Origin of the sequence: Cellvibrio mixtus subsp. mixtus J3-8 (assembly GCF_000766945.1) — a bacterium.
Classification (GTDB): domain Bacteria; phylum Pseudomonadota; class Gammaproteobacteria; order Pseudomonadales; family Cellvibrionaceae; genus Cellvibrio; species Cellvibrio mixtus_A.
In genome coordinates this window covers 1,080,444-1,098,656 of record NZ_KN266207.1, presented here as the reverse complement: position 1 = coordinate 1,098,656, position 18,213 = coordinate 1,080,444, and the positions used below count along the sequence as shown (strand labels likewise).

Annotated in this window: 17 protein-coding genes; 12 read left to right on the top strand and 5 right to left on the bottom strand. The window is 46.0% G+C overall.

Annotation, left to right across the window (positions count from 1 at the left end; translation table 11 throughout):
• Positions 1-6 precede the first annotated feature (6 nt).
• Complete coding sequence (locus A596_RS09655; protein ID WP_039913999.1) at positions 7-861, top strand: pirin family protein; 855 nt, start codon at positions 7-9, stop codon at positions 859-861.
• 71 nt (positions 862-932) lie between these two features.
• Here the strand turns inward: A596_RS09655 and pgm are convergent, their stop codons facing one another.
• The 3 genes from pgm to gloB all read right to left on the bottom strand — a co-directional run bounded on the left by pgm (position 933) and on the right by gloB (position 5,471).
• The gene (gene pgm / locus A596_RS09650; protein WP_039913996.1) at positions 933-2,573 is read right to left on the bottom strand and encodes a phosphoglucomutase (alpha-D-glucose-1,6-bisphosphate-dependent); all 1,641 of its coding nucleotides are present in this window, start codon (positions 2,571-2,573) and stop codon (positions 933-935) included.
• Between the two features lie 201 nt (positions 2,574-2,774).
• Positions 2,775-4,328: a LysM peptidoglycan-binding domain-containing protein gene (locus tag A596_RS09645; RefSeq protein ID WP_052417367.1), complete on the bottom strand. Its 1,554-nt coding sequence runs from the start codon at positions 4,326-4,328 to the stop codon at positions 2,775-2,777.
• A gap of 363 nt (positions 4,329-4,691) precedes the next feature.
• A complete protein-coding gene (gloB, locus tag A596_RS09640; protein WP_039913995.1) occupies positions 4,692-5,471 on the bottom strand; it encodes a hydroxyacylglutathione hydrolase in 780 nt (259 codons plus the stop codon).
• Positions 5,472-5,573: 102 nt separating this feature from the next.
• Here gloB and A596_RS09635 point away from each other — a divergent pair, with 102 nt between their 5' ends.
• From A596_RS09635 to msrA, 8 genes are all read left to right on the top strand, one after another.
• A complete protein-coding gene (locus A596_RS09635) occupies positions 5,574-6,437 on the top strand; it encodes a methyltransferase domain-containing protein (RefSeq protein ID WP_052417366.1) in 864 nt (287 codons plus the stop codon).
• Positions 6,434-6,880, top strand: coding sequence for a ribonuclease HI (gene rnhA, locus A596_RS09630; protein ID WP_039913993.1), 447 nt, complete (start codon positions 6,434-6,436; stop codon positions 6,878-6,880). Before A596_RS09635 ends, rnhA begins: the two co-directional genes overlap by 4 nt.
• Positions 6,881-6,893: 13 nt before the next feature.
• Positions 6,894-7,607, top strand: a complete 714-nt coding sequence (dnaQ, locus tag A596_RS09625; protein ID WP_039913992.1) for a DNA polymerase III subunit epsilon — start codon at positions 6,894-6,896, stop codon at positions 7,605-7,607.
• A gap of 168 nt (positions 7,608-7,775) precedes the next feature.
• The gene (locus tag A596_RS09620) at positions 7,776-9,482 is read left to right on the top strand and encodes a FimL-related protein (RefSeq protein ID WP_039913991.1); all 1,707 of its coding nucleotides are present in this window, start codon (positions 7,776-7,778) and stop codon (positions 9,480-9,482) included.
• A 2-nt stretch (positions 9,483-9,484) separates the two neighbouring features.
• Entirely contained in the window at positions 9,485-10,360 is an 876-nt protein-coding gene (nudC, locus tag A596_RS09615) for an NAD(+) diphosphatase (RefSeq protein WP_052417365.1), read from the top strand.
• 27 nt (positions 10,361-10,387) lie between these two features.
• Positions 10,388-11,041, top strand: coding sequence for a hypothetical protein (locus tag A596_RS09610; RefSeq protein ID WP_052417364.1), 654 nt, complete (start codon positions 10,388-10,390; stop codon positions 11,039-11,041).
• Positions 11,042-11,080: 39 nt separating this feature from the next.
• Positions 11,081-12,160 (top strand): protease SohB, encoded by a 1,080-nt coding sequence (gene sohB, locus A596_RS09605; RefSeq protein ID WP_039913989.1) that lies wholly within the window; start codon positions 11,081-11,083, stop codon positions 12,158-12,160.
• Between the two features lie 88 nt (positions 12,161-12,248).
• Entirely contained in the window at positions 12,249-12,881 is a 633-nt protein-coding gene (msrA, locus tag A596_RS09600; protein WP_039913987.1) for a peptide-methionine (S)-S-oxide reductase MsrA, read from the top strand.
• Between the two features lie 60 nt (positions 12,882-12,941).
• Here msrA and A596_RS09595 read toward each other — a convergent pair whose 3' ends face one another.
• Both A596_RS09595 and A596_RS09590 read right to left on the bottom strand, forming a co-directional pair.
• Positions 12,942-14,594 carry an electron transfer flavoprotein-ubiquinone oxidoreductase gene (locus A596_RS09595; protein ID WP_039913985.1) on the bottom strand — a complete coding sequence of 551 codons (1,653 nt, stop codon included), beginning with the start codon at positions 14,592-14,594 and terminating at the stop codon, positions 12,942-12,944.
• 68 nt (positions 14,595-14,662) lie between these two features.
• Positions 14,663-15,589, bottom strand: a complete 927-nt coding sequence (locus tag A596_RS09590) for a LysR family transcriptional regulator (protein WP_039914582.1) — start codon at positions 15,587-15,589, stop codon at positions 14,663-14,665.
• Positions 15,590-15,697: 108 nt separating this feature from the next.
• Here A596_RS09590 and A596_RS09585 point away from each other — a divergent pair, with 108 nt between their 5' ends.
• Genes A596_RS09585 through A596_RS09575 form a run of 3 tightly spaced genes read left to right on the top strand, consistent with a single transcriptional unit; the run spans position 15,698 to position 18,171 of the window.
• Positions 15,698-16,447, top strand: a complete 750-nt coding sequence (locus tag A596_RS09585; RefSeq protein ID WP_039913983.1) for an electron transfer flavoprotein subunit beta/FixA family protein — start codon at positions 15,698-15,700, stop codon at positions 16,445-16,447.
• The gene (locus A596_RS09580; RefSeq protein ID WP_039913981.1) at positions 16,444-17,370 is read left to right on the top strand and encodes an electron transfer flavoprotein subunit alpha/FixB family protein; all 927 of its coding nucleotides are present in this window, start codon (positions 16,444-16,446) and stop codon (positions 17,368-17,370) included. The genes A596_RS09585 and A596_RS09580 overlap by 4 nt, the downstream gene beginning before the upstream one ends.
• Before the next feature lie 24 nt (positions 17,371-17,394).
• Entirely contained in the window at positions 17,395-18,171 is a 777-nt protein-coding gene (locus tag A596_RS09575; RefSeq protein WP_039913980.1) for a ferredoxin--NADP reductase, read from the top strand.
• Positions 18,172-18,213 lie beyond the last annotated feature (42 nt).

Genomic DNA, 18,213 nt, shown 5'->3' with positions numbered 1-18,213 from the left:
ACTATCATGACGCTATTGATTCCACCTCGCACCCAGGACATAGGTTTTACCGTTAAGCGTTTGCTGCCTTCACGCTTAAAGCAGCGTGTAGGCCCGTTTATTTTTGTGGATCATATGGGGCCTGCACATTTTGAAGCGGGCACTACGGCGGGCGATGTACGCCAACATCCACATATTGGTTTGGCGACAGTCACTTATTTATTCTCCGGTGCAATGATGCATCGCGATAGCTTGGGTATTGTGCAGCGCATTGAGCCGGGCGCCATTAATTTGATGACGGCGGGTAGCGGTATCGTCCATTCAGAACGCCTGCCTGATGATGTAAGAGAAAGTAAAACTACTGTTGAAGGTATTCAAACCTGGCTGGCATTGCCTACGGACCAGGAGGATTGTGATCCATCATTTGCGCACTATGCATCCGAGCGTATTCCAGCAATTAACCTTACTGGTATTAAAGGGCGCGTGTTAATTGGTGAGGCGTTTGGTATTTCATCACCCGTAAAAACTGCCAGTAAAACAATCTATCTGGATTTGGAGTTGGGTGCCGGTGCTGACTATCGACCGGATTTCCCGCAGCAAGAATTAGCGGTGTATGTAGTGCAGGGTGAGATTAGTATTGGTGACGACATTATTCCTGAATTCCATGTTGGTGTATTGGATCAATCTGCTGTTATAAAAACAAACGCGGGTGCGCGAATAATGTTGTTTGGTGGAGAGCCATTGGCGGGGGACCGATTTATATTATGGAATTTTGTGGCTTCATCGCGCGAAAAAGTGCGCGGGGCAGGTGAGCGTTGGACGAATGGCGGGTTTACCATGGTGCCTGGCGAAACAGATTGGATTCCCCTACCGAAAGTATGAGGTAATTGTGATTGAAATATAAAAGCCGCTTTGGGAGCGGCTTTTATATTTACGTTTATTGCAATTGCTGGTCAAGAGATAGCTTTGTCGACAATGGTTTGCGCTTCAGCAATCAACTCTTGCAGATGCTCTTTGCCTTTAAAGCTTTCGGCATAAATTTTATAAATTTCTTCAGTGCCTGATGGCCGCGCCGCAAACCAGCCGCTTTTGCTGATAACTTTAATTCCACCGATAGCCGCATTATTGCCCGGTGCATGGGTCAGGATGCTGTCAATTTTATCGCCCGCCAATTCAGTGGATGTAATTTGTTCCGGTGATAATTTTGAAAGGGCTTTTTTCTGTGCTGTATTTGCCGGGGCTTCAACGCGTGCTTCTGCTGCATGCCCAAACTCATCGGCTAATGCTTGATAGCGCTCTCCCGGGTCGCGTCCGGTACGTGCTTTGATTTCTGCAGCGAGCAGTGATGGAATAATACCGTCTTTATCGGTTGCCCATACACTGCCATCAATGCGCAAGAAAGACGCGCCGGCGCTTTCTTCGCCACCAAAACCGAGTGATCCGTCAAATAAGCCTGGTGCAAACCATTTAAAACCAACCGGTACTTCATATAAGCGACGGCCCAATTTTTTTGCAACGTTATCGATCATCGCGCTACTCACTACGGTTTTACCGATAGCGGTTTCTGCTTTCCATTGCGGGCGATTCTGAAACAAATATTCAATGGCGACGGCGAGGTAATGATTGGGCGGCAACAATCCACAGCTGGGTGCAACTATGCCATGGCGGTCATGATCCGCATCACACGCAAAAGCCACATCAAATAAATTGCGACGCTCAACCATGCCTTGCATGGTGTATGCGGAGGATGGGTCCATACGAATTTTTCCATCCCAGTCAGCGGTCATGAATGAGAAGGTTTTATCAACAGCGGTATTAAGGACTTTCAGGTTTAATTGGTAGCGATCCGCAATTGCGCTCCAGTAATTTACGCCGGCGCCGCCCAGTGGATCTGCACCCATATGGACGTTAGCTCCGCGAATAGCCTCCACATCAATAACGTTAACCAAATCGTTAACGTAATGATTAATGAAATCAAAATTGTGGGTCGTCGCTAATTTTATGGCTTGCTGGTAATCAATGCGTTTAACACCTTGCAGTTTGTTTTCCAGCAACTCATTGGCACGCGCTTGCATCCAGTTGGTGATATCACTATCAGCCGGGCCACCATTGGGTGGATTGTATTTAAAGCCACCGTTATCCGGGGGGTTGTGCGATGGGGTAATAACAATGCCATCGGCAAGGCCGGAACTGCGGCCGCGATTATAATTAAGAATTGCATGGGAGATTGCAGGGGTCGGTGTATATTCGCCGCCTTTGGCGAGCATAATTTCCACACCATTTGCCGCTAGCACTTCTACGGCGCTGATTTGTGCCGGCTCTGAAAGTGCATGTGTATCGATCCCTAAAAACAGTGGGCCGGTTATACCTTCTTTTGCTCGGTAATCACAAATTGCCTGGCTAATCGCGAGCACATGATTCTCATTGAAACTGGTGTTAAAGGAGGAGCCGCGATGACCTGAAGTGCCAAAAGTAACACGTTGCTCGGGAATACCGGCATCGGGTTTGTTTGCGTAATAAGCATCAATTAATTTGGGAAGATCTACCAATAAATCCAATGGTAATAGGTGACCGGCCAATGGGCTCGTAGACATAAAAACTCCTTGGTTATCTTTGTCAGGCAAAGTTGATTTTTTTGGTTGCGTATTGATCAGGGATGACCCTGGCCGGATGCGCTTACAGGAAGAAGGTAGGCAGATTCTAGACGGATAAAGTTCCGCTGTTAATCGCTTCCGGATAATAAAAAGGCCAGTGTGTGACTGGCCTTGTGGTTTGGGTAACGATGAGTCGTTTAATTAATTGGTTGCGCTCAAAAAAATCGTCAATTCCTGGCCCGGGTGGATGTAACTTTCATCTTTGACTTTATTCCAGCTCAGGATGTCTTTTTTGGATACCGAAAACTTATCGGCGATTTTGTGCAGTGTATCGCCCGACTTGATTTGATACGTAATTTTGTTGTCCTGTGGCTGCGCTGGTGTTTTATTAACCACCAATAATTTTTGACCGGGTTTGAGATTGGCATTGCTCGCCAGGTCATTCCATTTCAATAAATTATTCACGCTGGTGCCATGCTTTTTAGCGATGGTCCAAAAACTGTCACCGGATTGGATGGTGTAGTAAGTGCCGGTATTTTTTTGGTTGCGTTGGGCGATTTCCTGTTCGGCTTGAATGGCATAGGGAGAACTTAATGGTGATTGTCCGGGAATCGTCAGGCTTTGCCCTACACGCAGTTGGGTTGATTTGAGGTTGTTTGCACTTTGCAGGGCAGCAGCACTGGTGCCAAAACGTTTGGCAATTGAACCCAGGGTATCGCCCGATTTTACTTTGTAATCACCGCTGGATTGCACTGGGGCAATTTTAGGGAGCTTATCCAGCGTCAAGGTAAATTCAGCGGCGTCGGCAATGGGGATAAGTAATTGATGGGGGCCGGTGGGGTCGGTAATCCATTTGTTATAACCCGCGTTCAGGTTGCGTAACTCTTTAGGGTCAATATCCGCCATACGTGCAGCTTGGGCTAAATCAATTTGGGAATTCACGTTCACTGTAGTGAAGTAGGGGTTATTGGGGATTTCGTCTAATTCGAGATCGTATTTTTCCGGATCAGCGACGATTTTTGATAATGCTAGTAGTTGCGGTACATAAGACTGGGTTTGTTGTGATAAAGGAAGTGACCAGAAGTCGGTTCCTTTTCCTTGTTTGCGATTGCGTTCAATGGCACGGCGGACAGTTCCTTCTCCTGCGTTGTAGGCTGCGATTGTTAGCAACCAGTCACCATTAAACATAGTATTCAAACGCTTGAGATAACGAACAGCAGCATCAGTTGAGGCGACTACATCGCGGCGACCGTCATACCATTGGTTTTGTTTCAATCCAAAATTGCGCCCGGTTTGGGGAACAAACTGCCAGATTCCCAAGGCTTTGCTCGGCGAAGTAGCGAAAGGATCGTAAGCACTTTCAACAATAGGGAGTAGCGCTAATTCCAGTGGCAAACCATTTTCGCGCAATTCGTTGGCGACATAGTGAAGATAAGGCTTGCTTTGTGCGGTAACCCGATCCAGGTACTTCTGATTATTAGAGTACCAACGCAAATGCTTGGACACTTTCTCATCACCTACTGACGGTAAACCATAACCTTCAGTGATTTCATTCCACAGATTGCCGTAGTCGCCCGTGCTTTCACGGAGCTTGGCGCCTAATTGTTTTTCATCTGATGGGATTGAGGGAATTACTTGAGGCACCTCGACAACTGCATTGTCGGGTTTTTTCAGGGAGTTACATCCCGCTAATGACAGGATGCAGAATGAGGCCAAGCCTAGCGCTAGCAGATGGGAACGGTTTGTCGGGTTCATAGGGTCACTTATTAGTTTACTTTTTAGCGTAACTCGTAAGAACAACGGAGTTACGGCAGCTTAACAACGCTTTTCATATGACTTTTCGATTAGCGAGTCAGCCGATTAGAAAGTCGGTTTGGGTACGGCCATGCGCAGAGAACATCTGCAGATTCTTGCTTGGAACTTAGGATTTTTATCCTATTATTCTGTCAAAAATGGCTATTTAGTGATTACCTTCTGCCATCCGTGGGGCTGTGGATTTCGAATTCTAGGTGCTGGTTAAAGGCGGGTCAATGCTTAATATGGAATAAGCGCCACCTGTCACATTGCGGATGAGATGTATTTTCCAGTATATAAATGCACTTTATAGCGGATCTTCACTCACACAGGCCAAGAGTCCTTAATCAATCGTAAGGCACCGAAGGTTTCTGCAGCAGAATCCGGTTTATGTCCGGTCTGCGACTCTATGAAGACTTTGATGCCATCTTCTTGACAGCGTAAAAATGGATTTGTTCGTTTTTCCAGCAAAATTGTGGAGGGCAGTGTTATTTGATTATGAGCCCGCAATTGTTCGACCTGATCTAATCGTTCTTTCAGGGCCTCATTGCCCGGTTCAGCGGCAACTGCAAAGCGGAGGTTTGAGAGGGTGTATTCGTGTGCGCAGTAGATCAATGTGTCGTCTGGCAATGCGGCAAGCTTTTGCAATGAATCCCACATGATTTCGGGAGTGCCATCAAAACGTCGCCCGCAACCGCCAGCAAATAAAGCGTCGCCGCAAAAAAGTATTTTTTGTTGTGGAAGGTAAAAGGCAATGTGTTCCCAGGTGTGGCCAGGTACTGCAATGATTTGGAAATGCAGGTCACCAAGACTAAATACATCCTGATCCTGTAAATGAATTGAAACCTGGGGAATTGCCGCTGATACCGGGCCATAAACATTCACAGGTGAACGGTTGAGCAGCTCATTGATACCACCGATGTGGTCGTTGTGACGGTGGGTAACCAGGATTGCTGCAAGTGTTAATTGATGGGCGTGTAAATATTCCAGCACCGGTTGAGCGGCTCCCGGATCCACTACATACACAGCGTTTTTAGCCGGGTCAGGTTGGATGATCCAGAAATAATTATTCTCAAAGGCTGGAATGGGGGTAATCTTTAACACTGGATAATCTCTTCGAATATGGCCGGTTCTATTTCGTCACACCAAACATGGCATATATGCTCACTCAATGGCTTGAATATAACCCGGTTCTGAGGCTAATTAATGCATCGCAAGATTATAAAAGCACCGCATCGATTATTGATTCGTTTTTCCGCGCTTTGGAAGCGACGCTTTGGTGTGTTGCCGTTGCGGGAATCAATTGCCGATGTAACAGCATGGTTTGATTCACCGCTTGGGCAATCGTTACTCGCCGAAGAGCAGGAAGCTATTAATGATGGCCTCCAATATGTGTTTGGTTACCATCTGCTCCAGCTTGGCATTAGCGGGCGTGTGGATTTAAGTAGCCAGAGCTTGATCTCCCATCGTTTTTTATTGCATCCGCATACTGAGTTAAATCCGCGCCTGAGCGGTGTAGTGGATTTCAACCATTTACCCTTACCTGCCGAGTCAATTGATGCAGTAGTGCTTCACCATACGCTCGATTACAGTCAAAGTCCCCATCATTTACTGCGCGAAGCAACGCGTGTGCTAATTCCACGTGGACATCTGATTATCATCGGCTTTAACCCCTGGAGCCTGTGGGGGTTTTGTGCCCGTATTGCCCGTTTGATAACGTCTGTGCCGCGCTGGCGGTTTCAATATTTGCGCCTGGGGCGTTTGTTGGATTGGTTGGCATTGGTTGATATGGAGCCAATTGCGATTTACAAAGGTTTTTTTCGTCCGCCTTTGCCACAGGAAAATGCGATTAAACATTTGCAATGGGTCGAGCGCTGGGGTAAAAGGCTGCGCTTGCCTTGGGGAGGGTTCTATATGATTGTCGCCCGCAAGGACCACATACCTCTCACGCCGATAAAACCGGCGTGGCAGAAATACCGCCCGTTACGCGGTTTGGCTGTTACCCGTATCCTTGGCCCAACCAGCGGGGCATCAATACGCAGTTTATTGTTTGTGGATGGACAAGTTTGAAACAGGTCGAAATTTATACCGATGGTGCCTGCAAAGGTAACCCTGGCCCTGGCGGTTGGGGGGTGCTCTTACGCTACAGTGGGGTAGAAAAATCATTGTATGGTGGTGAGGCAAACACAACCAACAATCGAATGGAGTTGATGGCCGCTATTGAGGGCTTGAGTGCACTGCGTGAGCCTTGTGATGTAACTATCACCACTGATTCGCAGTATGTGCGTAAAGGCATTACCGAATGGCTCGCTAACTGGAAGCGAAATGGTTGGCGCACAGCAGCTAAGGAGCCGGTTAAAAATGCGGATTTGTGGCAGCGCCTGGATGAACAAAACCAGCGCCACCAAGTGCGTTGGCATTGGGTGAAAGGGCACAGCGGACATCGCGAAAATGAAATTGCCGATGGTTTGGCGAATCGTGGTATCGAAGAGTTGCCGCGCGGATCTAGATAAAGAGGTTACATAAATGCGTCAGATAGTTCTGGATACCGAAACTACCGGTCTGGAAACCTCGCAAGGTCACAGGATTATTGAAATCGGTTGTGTTGAGCTGGTGAATCGTCGTTTGACCGGGCGCCATTATCACCAGTACATCAAACCCGAGCGTGAAATAGACGCCGGCGCCCAGGCCGTCCACGGTATCAGCAACGCGATGCTTGAGGATAAGCCGGTATTTGCGCGTATTGCCGATGAGTTTTTGCAATTTGTGGGTGACGCTGAGTTGATCATCCATAACGCTGCGTTTGATATCGGCTTTATCAATTATGAATTGAACATGTTGCGCCCGGGATTTGGCAGTATTACTGATCGCTGCCATGTCATTGATACCTTGTTAATGGCGCGCGCCAAGCATCCCGGCCAAAAGAATAATCTGGATGCACTTTGTAAACGCTACGGGGTAGATAACTCCCAGCGTGAACTTCACGGAGCACTTCTCGACGCCGAGATTCTGGCTGATGTTTATTTATTGATGACCGGCGGTCAAACCGCTTTGTCGCTGGGTGGTAATCAATCCAAGAGCGATGATGGTGCCCAGGTGGAAGAAATCCGCCGTATCGCACCTGGCCGCAAACCCTTGCCGGTTATCATCGCGAATGAAGATGAGTTGGTTGCCCATCAACAAAAGCTTGTTGCTATCGCCAAAGCCAGCGGCGATAACTGTGTATGGTTGCGGGAATAAAATTCGTTTCACTCGAAAAATGCACAAATGAGATTTGTTTGGCAATGTGCCTGCTTCACCGGGCTTATTTAAGGCGCCGCGATGAAATAACGCCAAACATGGTATAGAGTCATTGTACCTAAATTGTTGTTTTAACTTTTTCCATAAGACAAAAGCCAGGATGTAATTGTGAGTACAACAGAAACTTTGAATCTCGCTTCATTAAAAATGGTTCAGGACGAGCTGGTTGCAACGATTGAGCAATCTGCAGTTCGCCTTGAACAGTTTGCGCAGGATCGCAATAACGGCGAGTTATTACAGAATTGTATTGATGGCATCAAGCAGATTCGCGGTATTTTAAGCCTTATTCAGTTGCGAGGGGTTGATTTGCTGGCCGATGAACTCGCTACTCATATTACTGATATCACCTTGGGTGAAGACGAAAAAACCGATGCAAAACTGGAACTCCTGACAGCCAGTTTTTTTATCCTTCCTCGCTACCTTGAATACTGCACGCAAACTGCGCGCAGTATGGCGATGTTGCTGATCCCGCATATCAATGAATTACGCCTTGCGCGAAAGGCCGTGCCATTACCGGAAAGTTATTTTTATCCGCTCAATGTAATAAAGCCTAATCCTCGTGCTTTGCCTTCACGCCAGGCTTTACCTGAGGATCTCAGCACATTGGTACGTCGCTTGCGCCATATGTATCAAACCGCGCTATTAAATGTATTGAAAGGTGTGCAGGTAAAAGCGTCATTGGGGATGATGACTCGCGCATTGCAGCGTTTGGAAGCTGCATCTACCGGAGCGGCATTAAGCAACTTTTGGTGGTTGGCGCGCGCAACGCTAACGGCATTGGCAGAAAAGAATATGCAGTTAGGCAAAGGGCGCAAAATGTTGCTCAGTGCCATTGAACGTGAAATAAAACGTTTCCAGTTTGAAGGCAGTGCGGTTCTGGAGCGTGAAGTTGATCCGGCTTTGCAAAAAGAGTTGTTGTACCTGTTGGCGCTTTCTAATTCAGATAGCGAGACAACGCAAGCCGTGTTGTCTGCATACGGTATTGGCAGGCTGGCATATACCGAAGCTGAGCTGGCTCGCGAAATGGAGTTTCTTAATGGGCCTAGTGCTAACACTATCAGCTCAATGGTGGCAGTGCTGACTGATGAGTTGCACAGCACCAAGAATATTCTGGAGCGCGCAGCCCAGGGGGGAGCGGAATTGTTGAGTGAGTCTCCCGAATTGTTAGATACGTTGAAAAAAGTAGCCGATATTCTCGCTATTGTTGGTCTGGTTGCGCCGAGCAATAGTTTGAAACATGAAATTATAAAAATTACCGAATGGCAAGCTAATCGCAGCCCGGTATCTGCTGATGAGTTATTGGTCGTTGCTGATACATTACTGTATGTAGAAAGCACTATTGCCGGTTTAAGTAATGCCAATCTTTCCGATGAAAAAGTTGCGCAAATTAACGCGTTATCGCGCGATGCAGCGATGGCGAACAATCAAATCGCTGAAGCAGAAAAAATTGTAATCGATGAAGCTGAAGCGGGTTTGTTGTTAGTGAAACGTGCGTTAAGCGCATTTGCAGAATCCAACTACGATAAGGGTCACATCCGTAATATTGTCGGGACGCTGGATTCAGTGCGTGGTGGAATGTTCTTGTTAGGTTTGCCGCGTGCAGCGAAAGTGCTCGCAGGCTGCATGCGTTTTGTAGATGAAGACTTGCTCGCTAATGACCAGCACCCTGCAGTGCAGCACTTATTGGAAACATTTGCCGACGCGGTGATTAGCCTTGAATATTATCTTGATGCAATCAAACTGGATAAAAATGCAGATACCAGTGTGTTGCAAATTGCTGAGGAAAGTTTGCAGGCGTTGGGTTACAGCGTTTAATCATGTCGTTTCGTTTTGACCTCGCTTCATTTGAGTTTCATGCCTCTGCTGTAACGCCGGTTGCTTCAAGTAACCGGCGTTTTATTATTTTGGCGGTAACTGAAAGTGATTCGTGTGATCAATTGCTCTGTGACGCCTCCGGTGTGCTTCTGGTGCTGGATAATGATCAAGCAAATAGGTTGTCGTTACCGGTTGGTACTGAGCAATATCTTGGCAAGCTTGACGGCGATGATTTATGGATCCGTACGCTGCGAGTAACTGCAGGGGAATTGCCGGCGCCTTATCAATGGCAGGGGCTGCGGTCTCAATTGGAGCGGTTGACCCCTGGGGCATTTCAACTTGCCGGAAGGGCTTTACAGATTGCACGTTGGTTTTATGATCACCGTTTTTGTGGCCGTTGCGGTCAACCCACTGCGCAGGATTCATTGGATTTTGCACGTGTGTGCCAGCGTTGTTCCCTGCGCTTTTACCCACGGATTTCCCCCTGTATGATTGTGTTGGTCACCCGGGGTGATGAAATATTATTGGCCCACCATCATCGTGCTTCCCGTGTTATGTACACCACACTTGCCGGTTTCGTGGAGGCGGGAGAGGGTGTTGAGGAGTGTATCCGGAGGGAAGTAATGGAAGAAGTAGGGGTTAGGGTGCGCAAGCTGGAGTATTTCCATAGTCAACCATGGCCGTTTCCGGGGCAGTTGATGCTGGGTTTTTTTGCAGAGTATGAGGCGGGTGAAATTTCAATCGATCCAATAGAAATTATCGATGCGAAATGGTTCCGTTATGATGAGTTGCCTCAGGTGCCAGCAACCGCTACTGTAGCGGGGCAATTGATTGCTCATTATGTCGGTCAACGAATAGCCATCAACCATAAACAATAACAATTCGCTCAAACAGGTAGCTGATTTATGATTTTTACCCTGATTGCGCTGTTTATCAGCTTGCTTGCTCTTTATGTCGCTTATAGAGCAGCGCGGCTTTTGTGGCAAAACTCCTGGTTTGTTGGTTTTTGCCGTGGTCTTTTTGGCCTTGGATTGTTAGCAATTGCCGCACTTATTGCGCTCACAGCGTTTGATGTGTACAGCTATAAACAAGTACTGCAAGAACAAGTAGTGGCGACGATTAATTTTGATCGTATAGAGGATCAGTATTTTTTTGCAGTATTAGCTGATAAGGAAGGCAATGAGCAACGTGTTGAATTGCGTGGTGACCAATGGCAATTGGATGCGCGTATAGTGAAGTGGGACGGTTACCTGGCTACGTTGGGAATCAAACCGGCATATCGCCTTGAGCGCTTGAGTGGCCGTTATTACGACATCGAAAAAGAAACCTCCGCCAAGCGTACTGCATACACAGTCCATCATAGTTTGTATGGTGTTGATGTATGGAAAATTCTGAATACTTATCCGGATTGGATTCCGGTAGTTGACGCAGTTTATGGTTCAGCTACTTATTTGCCGATGAAAGACGGGGCGCTTTTTGAGATAACCCTGTCTAATACGGGGTTGGTTGCTCGGCCCATGAATGCTGCGGCACGTGATGCTGTAGCCGAATTTGAATAGTATTGTATTGATCATTAGACGTGGTATGGAGTTATCCCATTGGAATTTTTAACTGATTATGGTTTGTTTCTCGCTAAGACACTGACTTTTCTTGCTGCTATTTTTGTAGTTGTCAGCATTATTTTTTCTGCTGGTGGGCGCAATAAAAAAGCAGATAAAGGGCAGATAGAGGTTACCCGGCTCAACGAAAAATTTGAGCATCTGCGCGACTCTTTGCGTGATGCCATGCTTGATGATGATGCTTATAAAGAATTTGAAAAATCCGAAAAAAAACGTTTAAAAGAAGAAAAGGCACAAAAGAAAAAGGCAGCAAAAGAGAGTGGCAAACATAAAGACGAAGCCGGTGGGCCGGTGGAGGCAGAGCGCAAGCGTATATTTGTGCTGGATTTTCATGGGGATATTAAAGCGTCTGATGTGGATAATTTGCGCGAAGAAATTACCACTGTATTGACTCTGGCCAAGCCTACCGATGAAGTGGTCGTGAAAGTTGAGAGCGGTGGTGGTATGGTTCATAGCTATGGTCTCGCATCCAGCCAGCTTGCACGCATCACTGCCAGGAGTATTCCATTGACCGTATGCGTAGACAAAGTTGCTGCCAGCGGTGGCTATATGATGGCATGTGTAGCAAATAAAATAGTTGCTGCACCTTTTGCTATCCTTGGTTCAATAGGTGTGGTAGCGCAATTACCCAATTTTCATAAACTGCTCAAGAAAAATGACATCGATTATGAAATGTTTACAGCAGGTGAATACAAGCGCACAGTCACTATGTTTGGTGAAAACACCGATAAGGGGCGCACTAAGTTTGTAGAGGAGCTTGAAGATACTCATGTACTTTTTAAGGAATTTGTCAGTGAGCACCGCCCCCAGGTGGATGTTGAAAAAGTAGCGACGGGTGAAGTCTGGTTTGGTTTGCGTGCAAAGGCAGTGAATTTAATTGATGAACTGCAAACCAGTGATGAATATTTATTTAATCAGGTGGAAAATGCTGATATTTATGAGGTTGAGTTTGCCCTCAAAAAAACATTACCGGAAAAGTTAGGTATCGCCGCGCAGGGTGCTGCTGACCGGTTGCTAATGACCTGGTGGGAAAGGCTTAATATTAGTCGTTTATTTTAAGAAAGCGGTGCCTGATGGCACCGTTTTTATTTGTGCAAAATTAAATATATTCACAGTTTTGTGTGTTGGTTTGAGAGGAGGACTCACAATGATTTTTTCAACAACTAAATTGCAAATGCCGACGCAAGAGCAGGCTCTGCGTGGGCGCAGTAAAAGTGTGCCTATTGAAAACAATCATGCAGTCAAATCTGTTCCTATTCTGCCTCCATTTCCTGAAAGTTATGAAAAAATAATGTTTGGGCTTGGTTGTTTTTGGGGAGCAGAGCGAAAATTTTGGCAGCAACCGGGCGTTTATACCACCGCAGTGGGTTATTCTGCTGGTTACACACCTAATCCTACTTATGAAGAGGTTTGCACAGGTTTAACCGGTCATAATGAAGCGGTTTTGGTAGTGTTTGACCCGCAGCAAGTTTCGTTGGAGCAATTGCTAAAAGTATTTTGGGAATCACACAATCCAACCCAGGGAATGCGCCAGGGAAATGATCGCGGTACGCAATATAGATCGGGAATTTATTTTTTTAGTGAGCAGCAACGTGAGTTGGCAGAAAAAACGCGCGCTGCTTATCAGGCAGCGCTCACTAAAAATGATAACGATGAAATTACAACAGAAATTTTGCCCGCCAGCGAATTTTATTATGCTGAAACTTACCATCAGCAATATCTCCACAAAAATCCCGGTGGTTATTGCGGGTTGGGTGGTACCGGCGTTTGTTTCTCCTAATCATCATAGTTCTTGCATGTAATTCATGGTTAGTAAAAATTTAATACAAATGCATGGTTACTACATGGCTTCGTAATAAGGACCGCTACCACCTTCAGGTGGCACCCAGGTGATATTCTGAGTTGGATCTTTAATGTCACAGGCTTTGCAATGGATGCAGTTGGCTGCATTTATTTGCAGGCTGTTTTTGTTGTCTTTATTAATAATTTCATACACTCCTGCGGGGCAGTAGCGTTGTTCCGGTGCACCGTAAATTGCCAGGTTATATGTGATCGGTGTTTCTTCATTTGTTAAGCGAAGATGTACAGGTTGATTTTCTTCATGCTGTATTTTGGATAAATAAATGGAAGATAATCGGTCAAAAGTAACCTTTCTATCCGGTGCGGGATAGTTGATTGGCTTTGCCTGATTTAAAGGGATTAAGGTTTCATGGTCAGCTTTCTTGTGTTTAAGTGTCCATGGCACATTAATACCCAATGAATGCAGCCACATGTCGATGCCTGCATAAGCCATACCTGCGATGTTGCCCCAGGCGGAAAGCGCTGGTTTAACATTCCTTACAGCATTAAGGTCTTTCCAAATCCAGGACTTTTTAAGCTTTTCCGGATATTTAGCTAATGATGTTTGGGTTTGCTCTTTTGCTAATGACTCGATAATTGTTTCCGCTGCTAACATGCCTGATTTCATTGCATTATGAGAGCCTTTAATCCTTGGAACATTTACGAAGCCTGCTGCACAACCGATCAAGGCACCACCTGGAAATACTAATTCAGGCAATGATTGAATTCCGCCTTCATTAATCGTTCGCGCACCATATTCGAGGCGTTGTGCATTTTCTAATAATGGTTTAATTGCGGGGTGCGTTTTAAATCGTTGGAATTCTTCGAACGGACTCAAATAAGGGTTTTGATAATTCAGGTGTACAACAAAACCCAGCGCAATTTTATTGTCTTCCAGATGGTAGATAAAACCGCCACCACCAGTGTCGTTAGTGAGTGGCCAGCCAAGCGTGTGTAAAACTTTACCTTGTTGATGAACTTTTGGATCAACTTGCCAGATTTCTTTAAAGCCCAAACCGTATTTTTGCGGCTCAGTGTTTGCGCGCAAATTAAAACGGGATTCAAGGTTGCGTGTTAGTGAGCCGCGTGTCCCTTCTGCAAAAAGTGTGTATTTGGCAATTAGCTCGATGCCTGGCGAAAAAGTATTTTTTTGACTGCCGTCGCGAGCGATCCCCATATCACCAGTGATCACACCTTTTACACTACCATCGTCAGCGTAAAGTATTTCACTGGCATTGAAGCCGGGAAATAAATCTACGCCTAATGTCTCTGCTTCTGTTGCTAACCAGCGGCATAATTTACCCAGGCTAATAATGTAATTGCCATGGTTGTTCATTAACGGCGGTAGCAATAAGTTGGGGATTTTGTAGTTTCCAGTTTCTGTGAGCCATAAAAACTGGTCTTCAACAACAGCATTGGATACGGGGGCTTTTTTTTGCTGCCAATCGGGAATTAATTCGTTGAGAGCGATGGGATCAATGACCGCCCCTGATAAAATTTGGGCACCAATCTCTGCCCCTTTTTCCAGCAGACATACACTGATTTCTTTACTTTGTTCGGCGGCTAATTGTTTTAAACGAATGGCAGCTGAAAGCCCGGCCGGGCCACCACCCACTACTACTACGTCATATTCCATTTGGTCGCGTTGGGTCATAACATTTCTCGGTTAAAAATGGGTTGCTTCAATATTTGATTTGATGCGAATCGTATGTGCAGATTGTATTAGGCAATTGTCGGTAAAAAAATATCTTCGCTATGTTTAAGGTTCACGGTAAGTGAGCGGCAATAATCAAGGAAGCTGGTCAGGGCAGGGGTTTGGTAGCGATTTTTATGCCAGACGATCATGAATTGGCGCTTCAGATCCAGCATCGGAGTTTTAATTTCTACCAGGCTTCCGCGGCGAAATGCATCGCGTAATGCCAGCCGCGAAATGCAACCAATCCCCAAACCTGACTCTACGGCCCGCTTGATTGCTTCTGTATGCTCCAGCTCCAGGCGAACTTTTAAACTCGATGCGTGGTGGCGCATGGCATGGTCAAATGTTTCACGGGTACCGGAACCTTGCTCGCGCAAAATCCAGGTCGCTGAGGTTAAATCTTCCATGGAGATTTTCTTTGCTTTGGCGAGCGGATGACCAGGTTGGCAGAACACGGCCAGTTCATCATCCATCCAAGGTTCGGCGATTAATTCAGGGTGATTGCAACTACCCTCAATTAGACCTAAATCAAGTTCGTAGTTAGCCAATTGTTCCAGAATATGTTGGGTATTTTTAACCTGAAGGTTAATATGGCACTCTGAGTGACGCTGCATAAATTCGCTAATGATCAGAATGGCAAGGTAATTGCCTATGGTCAGTGTGGCACCGACCTTTAAATCCCCGAGTGCGGTTTTTCCCTCTAATAGCTGTTCAATTTCTTTTGCTTGGGTGAGCAGACTGCTAGCAGCAGGCAACAGGCTTTTTCCTAATGCATTAAGGATCAGGAGCTTGCCGTGCCGATCAAACAACTGGCAGTCGAATTGCCGCTCAAGTTCGGCAAGTGCGGTACTGGCAGCGGATTGGGAAAGTGCTACCTCTTCGGCAGCCTTGGAGACATTCCCGGCACGGGCGATAGCAGCAAATATCTCTAATTGGCGTAGTGTGTATCTCATATCTGCCCAGTCAATATGCAAAATATAAATTATCGATTTTACAAATATGCTAGCGCTAAATAGAATAGCGTACAAGTTGAATATTTAAGGCTTATCCTTGGAGGCCGTATGAAAGTTCTTGTTGCTGTGAAGCACGCGGTTGATCACAACCTGAAACCTTTCGTGGATGCTACGACAGGGCAGGTTGATTTGTCGCAAGCCAGGCGGGTAATTAACCCTTTTGACGAAATTTCTATTGAGGAGGCGGTACGCCTGAAAGAGCGTGGCCTTGTGACTGAAATCGTCGCGGTCAGCATTGGTGGTGCTGATGCCAAAGACAGTTTGCGCCATGCCTATGCAATGGGCGCGGACCGAGCATTATTGGTTGAAACTGATGTTCGTTTGCAGCCGCTTTCAGTAGCCAAATTGTTAAAAGTTATTGTTGAGCGTGAACAACCTGGCCTTATTTTCCTGGGTAAACAAGCTGTCGGTGAAGATTATGGACAAACTGGCCAGATGCTGGCTGCATTGCTTGGTGTAGGTTTGGGTACATTTGCTTCAGCTCTTCAGCTAAAAGATGGTTCTGTTGAAGTAACTCGCGAAGTCGATAAGGGAACGCAAACCATTTCATTGCAATTGCCAGCTGTATTGACTTCGGATTTACGGTTGAATGAGCCGCGTTTTATTAAATTGCCGAACTTGATGATGGCCAAGAAAAAAGCTATCGAAACTTTAGCGGCTGGCGAGCTGGGTATTGATCTTGCAAACCGCTTTACGGTTATCAAGTCCAATGAACCGCCACAAAAACCAGGTGCAGTTCAGTTGGCAAGTGTAAGTGAATTAATTAGCACCTTGCGTAAGGCGGAGGTATTGCAATGAGTATTCTTGTCCTGGCTGAATTGGATGGTAATAAACTGAAAGGTCTTGCCGCTCATGTTGTAAGCGCAGCGACAGCTTGGCAAAAACCTATAGACCTTCTTGTCTATGGTAGTCAGGTGGAGGAAGCGGCAAAAGAAGCTGCAACTTTGTCTGGTGTTGCGCGAGTTCTGGTCGCACAAGCTGATCATTTTGCGCATCCATTAGTGGAGGATGTGCAGGATTTAGTACTGTCGATTGCCAAAGAATACGATGTAATTGTGAGTGCACATAGTGTATTGGGTAAAAGTGTGATACCTGCTATTGCTGCGCGTTTGGATGTTGCTCCAATTACTGATGTTGTGGAAATTCATGCGCCTTCATCATATGTGCGCCCGGAGTATGCTGGAAATATCTTTTCCCATGTTGAAAATCATCAGGCGTTGCAGATTGTAACTGTTCGAAATACAGCATTTCGCCCTGTGGCTACTGATGGAAATGCAGAAGTGGTGTCTATTTCTGCGCCCTTATCGAGAGCAATTAGCAACTGGATAAAAGAAGATTTGAACCATTCAGACCGTCCTGAGTTGGGATCTGCGCGTGTAGTAATTGCTGGTGGGCGCAGTTTGGGTGAAAGCTTTGAGGCTCTTTTATCACCGATTGCTGAAAAACTGGATGCGGCAATAGGTGCAACTCGTGCGTGCGTTGATGCAGGGTTCGCGCCTAATGATTTGCAAGTTGGGCAGACGGGGACGTTGATTGCACCTGATCTTTATATCGCGGTAGGTATTTCTGGTGCTATGCAGCATATTGCTGGCATTAAGGATAGTAAGGTTGTTGTTGCGATCAACCATGATCCTGATGCGCCAATTTTTAAATATGCCGATTATGGTGTGATTGCAGATTTATTTACTGCCTTACCTGAGCTGGACAAAGCATTGCAATAAAACAGGAATTAATGAGAAGAATATATGAGCGCATTTAATACACAGAAAGTTTTATCAGTTAAGCATTGGAATGAGAGTTTGTTCAGTTTTACTACGACTCGTGATGAGTCATTTCGTTTTGAAAATGGCCAGTTTGTAATGATTGGTTTGCAGCAAGAAACCAAGCCTTTGTTACGTGCTTATAGTATCGCGAGCCCAAATTATGAAGAGCATTTGGAGTTTTTTAGTATTAAGGTTCCAAATGGCCCGCTTACCTCATTGCTTCAGCATATTAAGGTTGGTGACGATATCCTTGTTGGTAAAAAACCTACGGGAACCATATTGCTCTCTGACTTGAAGCCCGGGAAAAATTTGTATTTGTTGTCTACTGGAACTGGTCTGGCTCCGTTTATCAGTCTCATCCAGGATCCAGACACCTACGAAAAGTTTGAAAAGGTTATTTTGGTTCATGGCGTGCGTAAGGTGGATGATTTGGCATATCGTGATTTCATTACCAAGGATCTTCCCAATCATGAGTTCTTGGGGGAGGAGGTTCGTAATAAGCTCATTTATTATCCAACGGTAACCCGCGAAGCTTTTACCAATCAGGGGCGTTTAACTGATTTGCTGGAGAGTGGAAAGTTATTAAGTGATATCGGTTTGCCACCATTGAACCCGGAAACTGACCGGGCAATGTTGTGCGGCAGCCCGACCATGCTGGACGATACTTGTGCAATTCTTGATAAGGCTGGATTGGTCGTTTCCCCTCGAATTGGTATCGCCGGGGATTACGTGATTGAACGAGCTTTTGTTGAAAAATAATTTTTGCCTCTCGGAGCAAATTATCCAATTAGGGTAATTTGC

Bases quoted from the DNA above. Each gene is read 5' to 3' on its own strand.
- A596_RS09590 (WP_039914582.1), bottom strand. From the start codon at position 15,589: ATGAGATACACACTACGCCAATTAGAGATATTTGCTGCTATCGCCCGT.
- nudC (WP_052417365.1), top strand. From the start codon at position 9,485: ATGTCGTTTCGTTTTGACCTCGCTTCATTTGAGTTTCATGCCTCTGCT.
- A596_RS09635 (WP_052417366.1), top strand. From the start codon at position 5,574: ATGCATCGCAAGATTATAAAAGCACCGCATCGATTATTGATTCGTTTT.
- A596_RS09655 (WP_039913999.1), top strand. From the start codon at position 7: ATGACGCTATTGATTCCACCTCGCACCCAGGACATAGGTTTTACCGTT.
- A596_RS09595 (WP_039913985.1), bottom strand. From the start codon at position 14,594: ATGACCCAACGCGACCAAATGGAATATGACGTAGTAGTAGTGGGTGGT.
- A596_RS09580 (WP_039913981.1), top strand. From the start codon at position 16,444: ATGAGTATTCTTGTCCTGGCTGAATTGGATGGTAATAAACTGAAAGGT.
- A596_RS09645 (WP_052417367.1), bottom strand. From the start codon at position 4,328: ATGAACCCGACAAACCGTTCCCATCTGCTAGCGCTAGGCTTGGCCTCA.
- dnaQ (WP_039913992.1), top strand. From the start codon at position 6,894: ATGCGTCAGATAGTTCTGGATACCGAAACTACCGGTCTGGAAACCTCG.
- A596_RS09585 (WP_039913983.1), top strand. From the start codon at position 15,698: ATGAAAGTTCTTGTTGCTGTGAAGCACGCGGTTGATCACAACCTGAAA.
- A596_RS09610 (WP_052417364.1), top strand. From the start codon at position 10,388: ATGATTTTTACCCTGATTGCGCTGTTTATCAGCTTGCTTGCTCTTTAT.
- pgm (WP_039913996.1), bottom strand. From the start codon at position 2,573: ATGTCTACGAGCCCATTGGCCGGTCACCTATTACCATTGGATTTATTG.
- msrA (WP_039913987.1), top strand. From the start codon at position 12,249: ATGATTTTTTCAACAACTAAATTGCAAATGCCGACGCAAGAGCAGGCT.
- A596_RS09575 (WP_039913980.1), top strand. From the start codon at position 17,395: ATGAGCGCATTTAATACACAGAAAGTTTTATCAGTTAAGCATTGGAAT.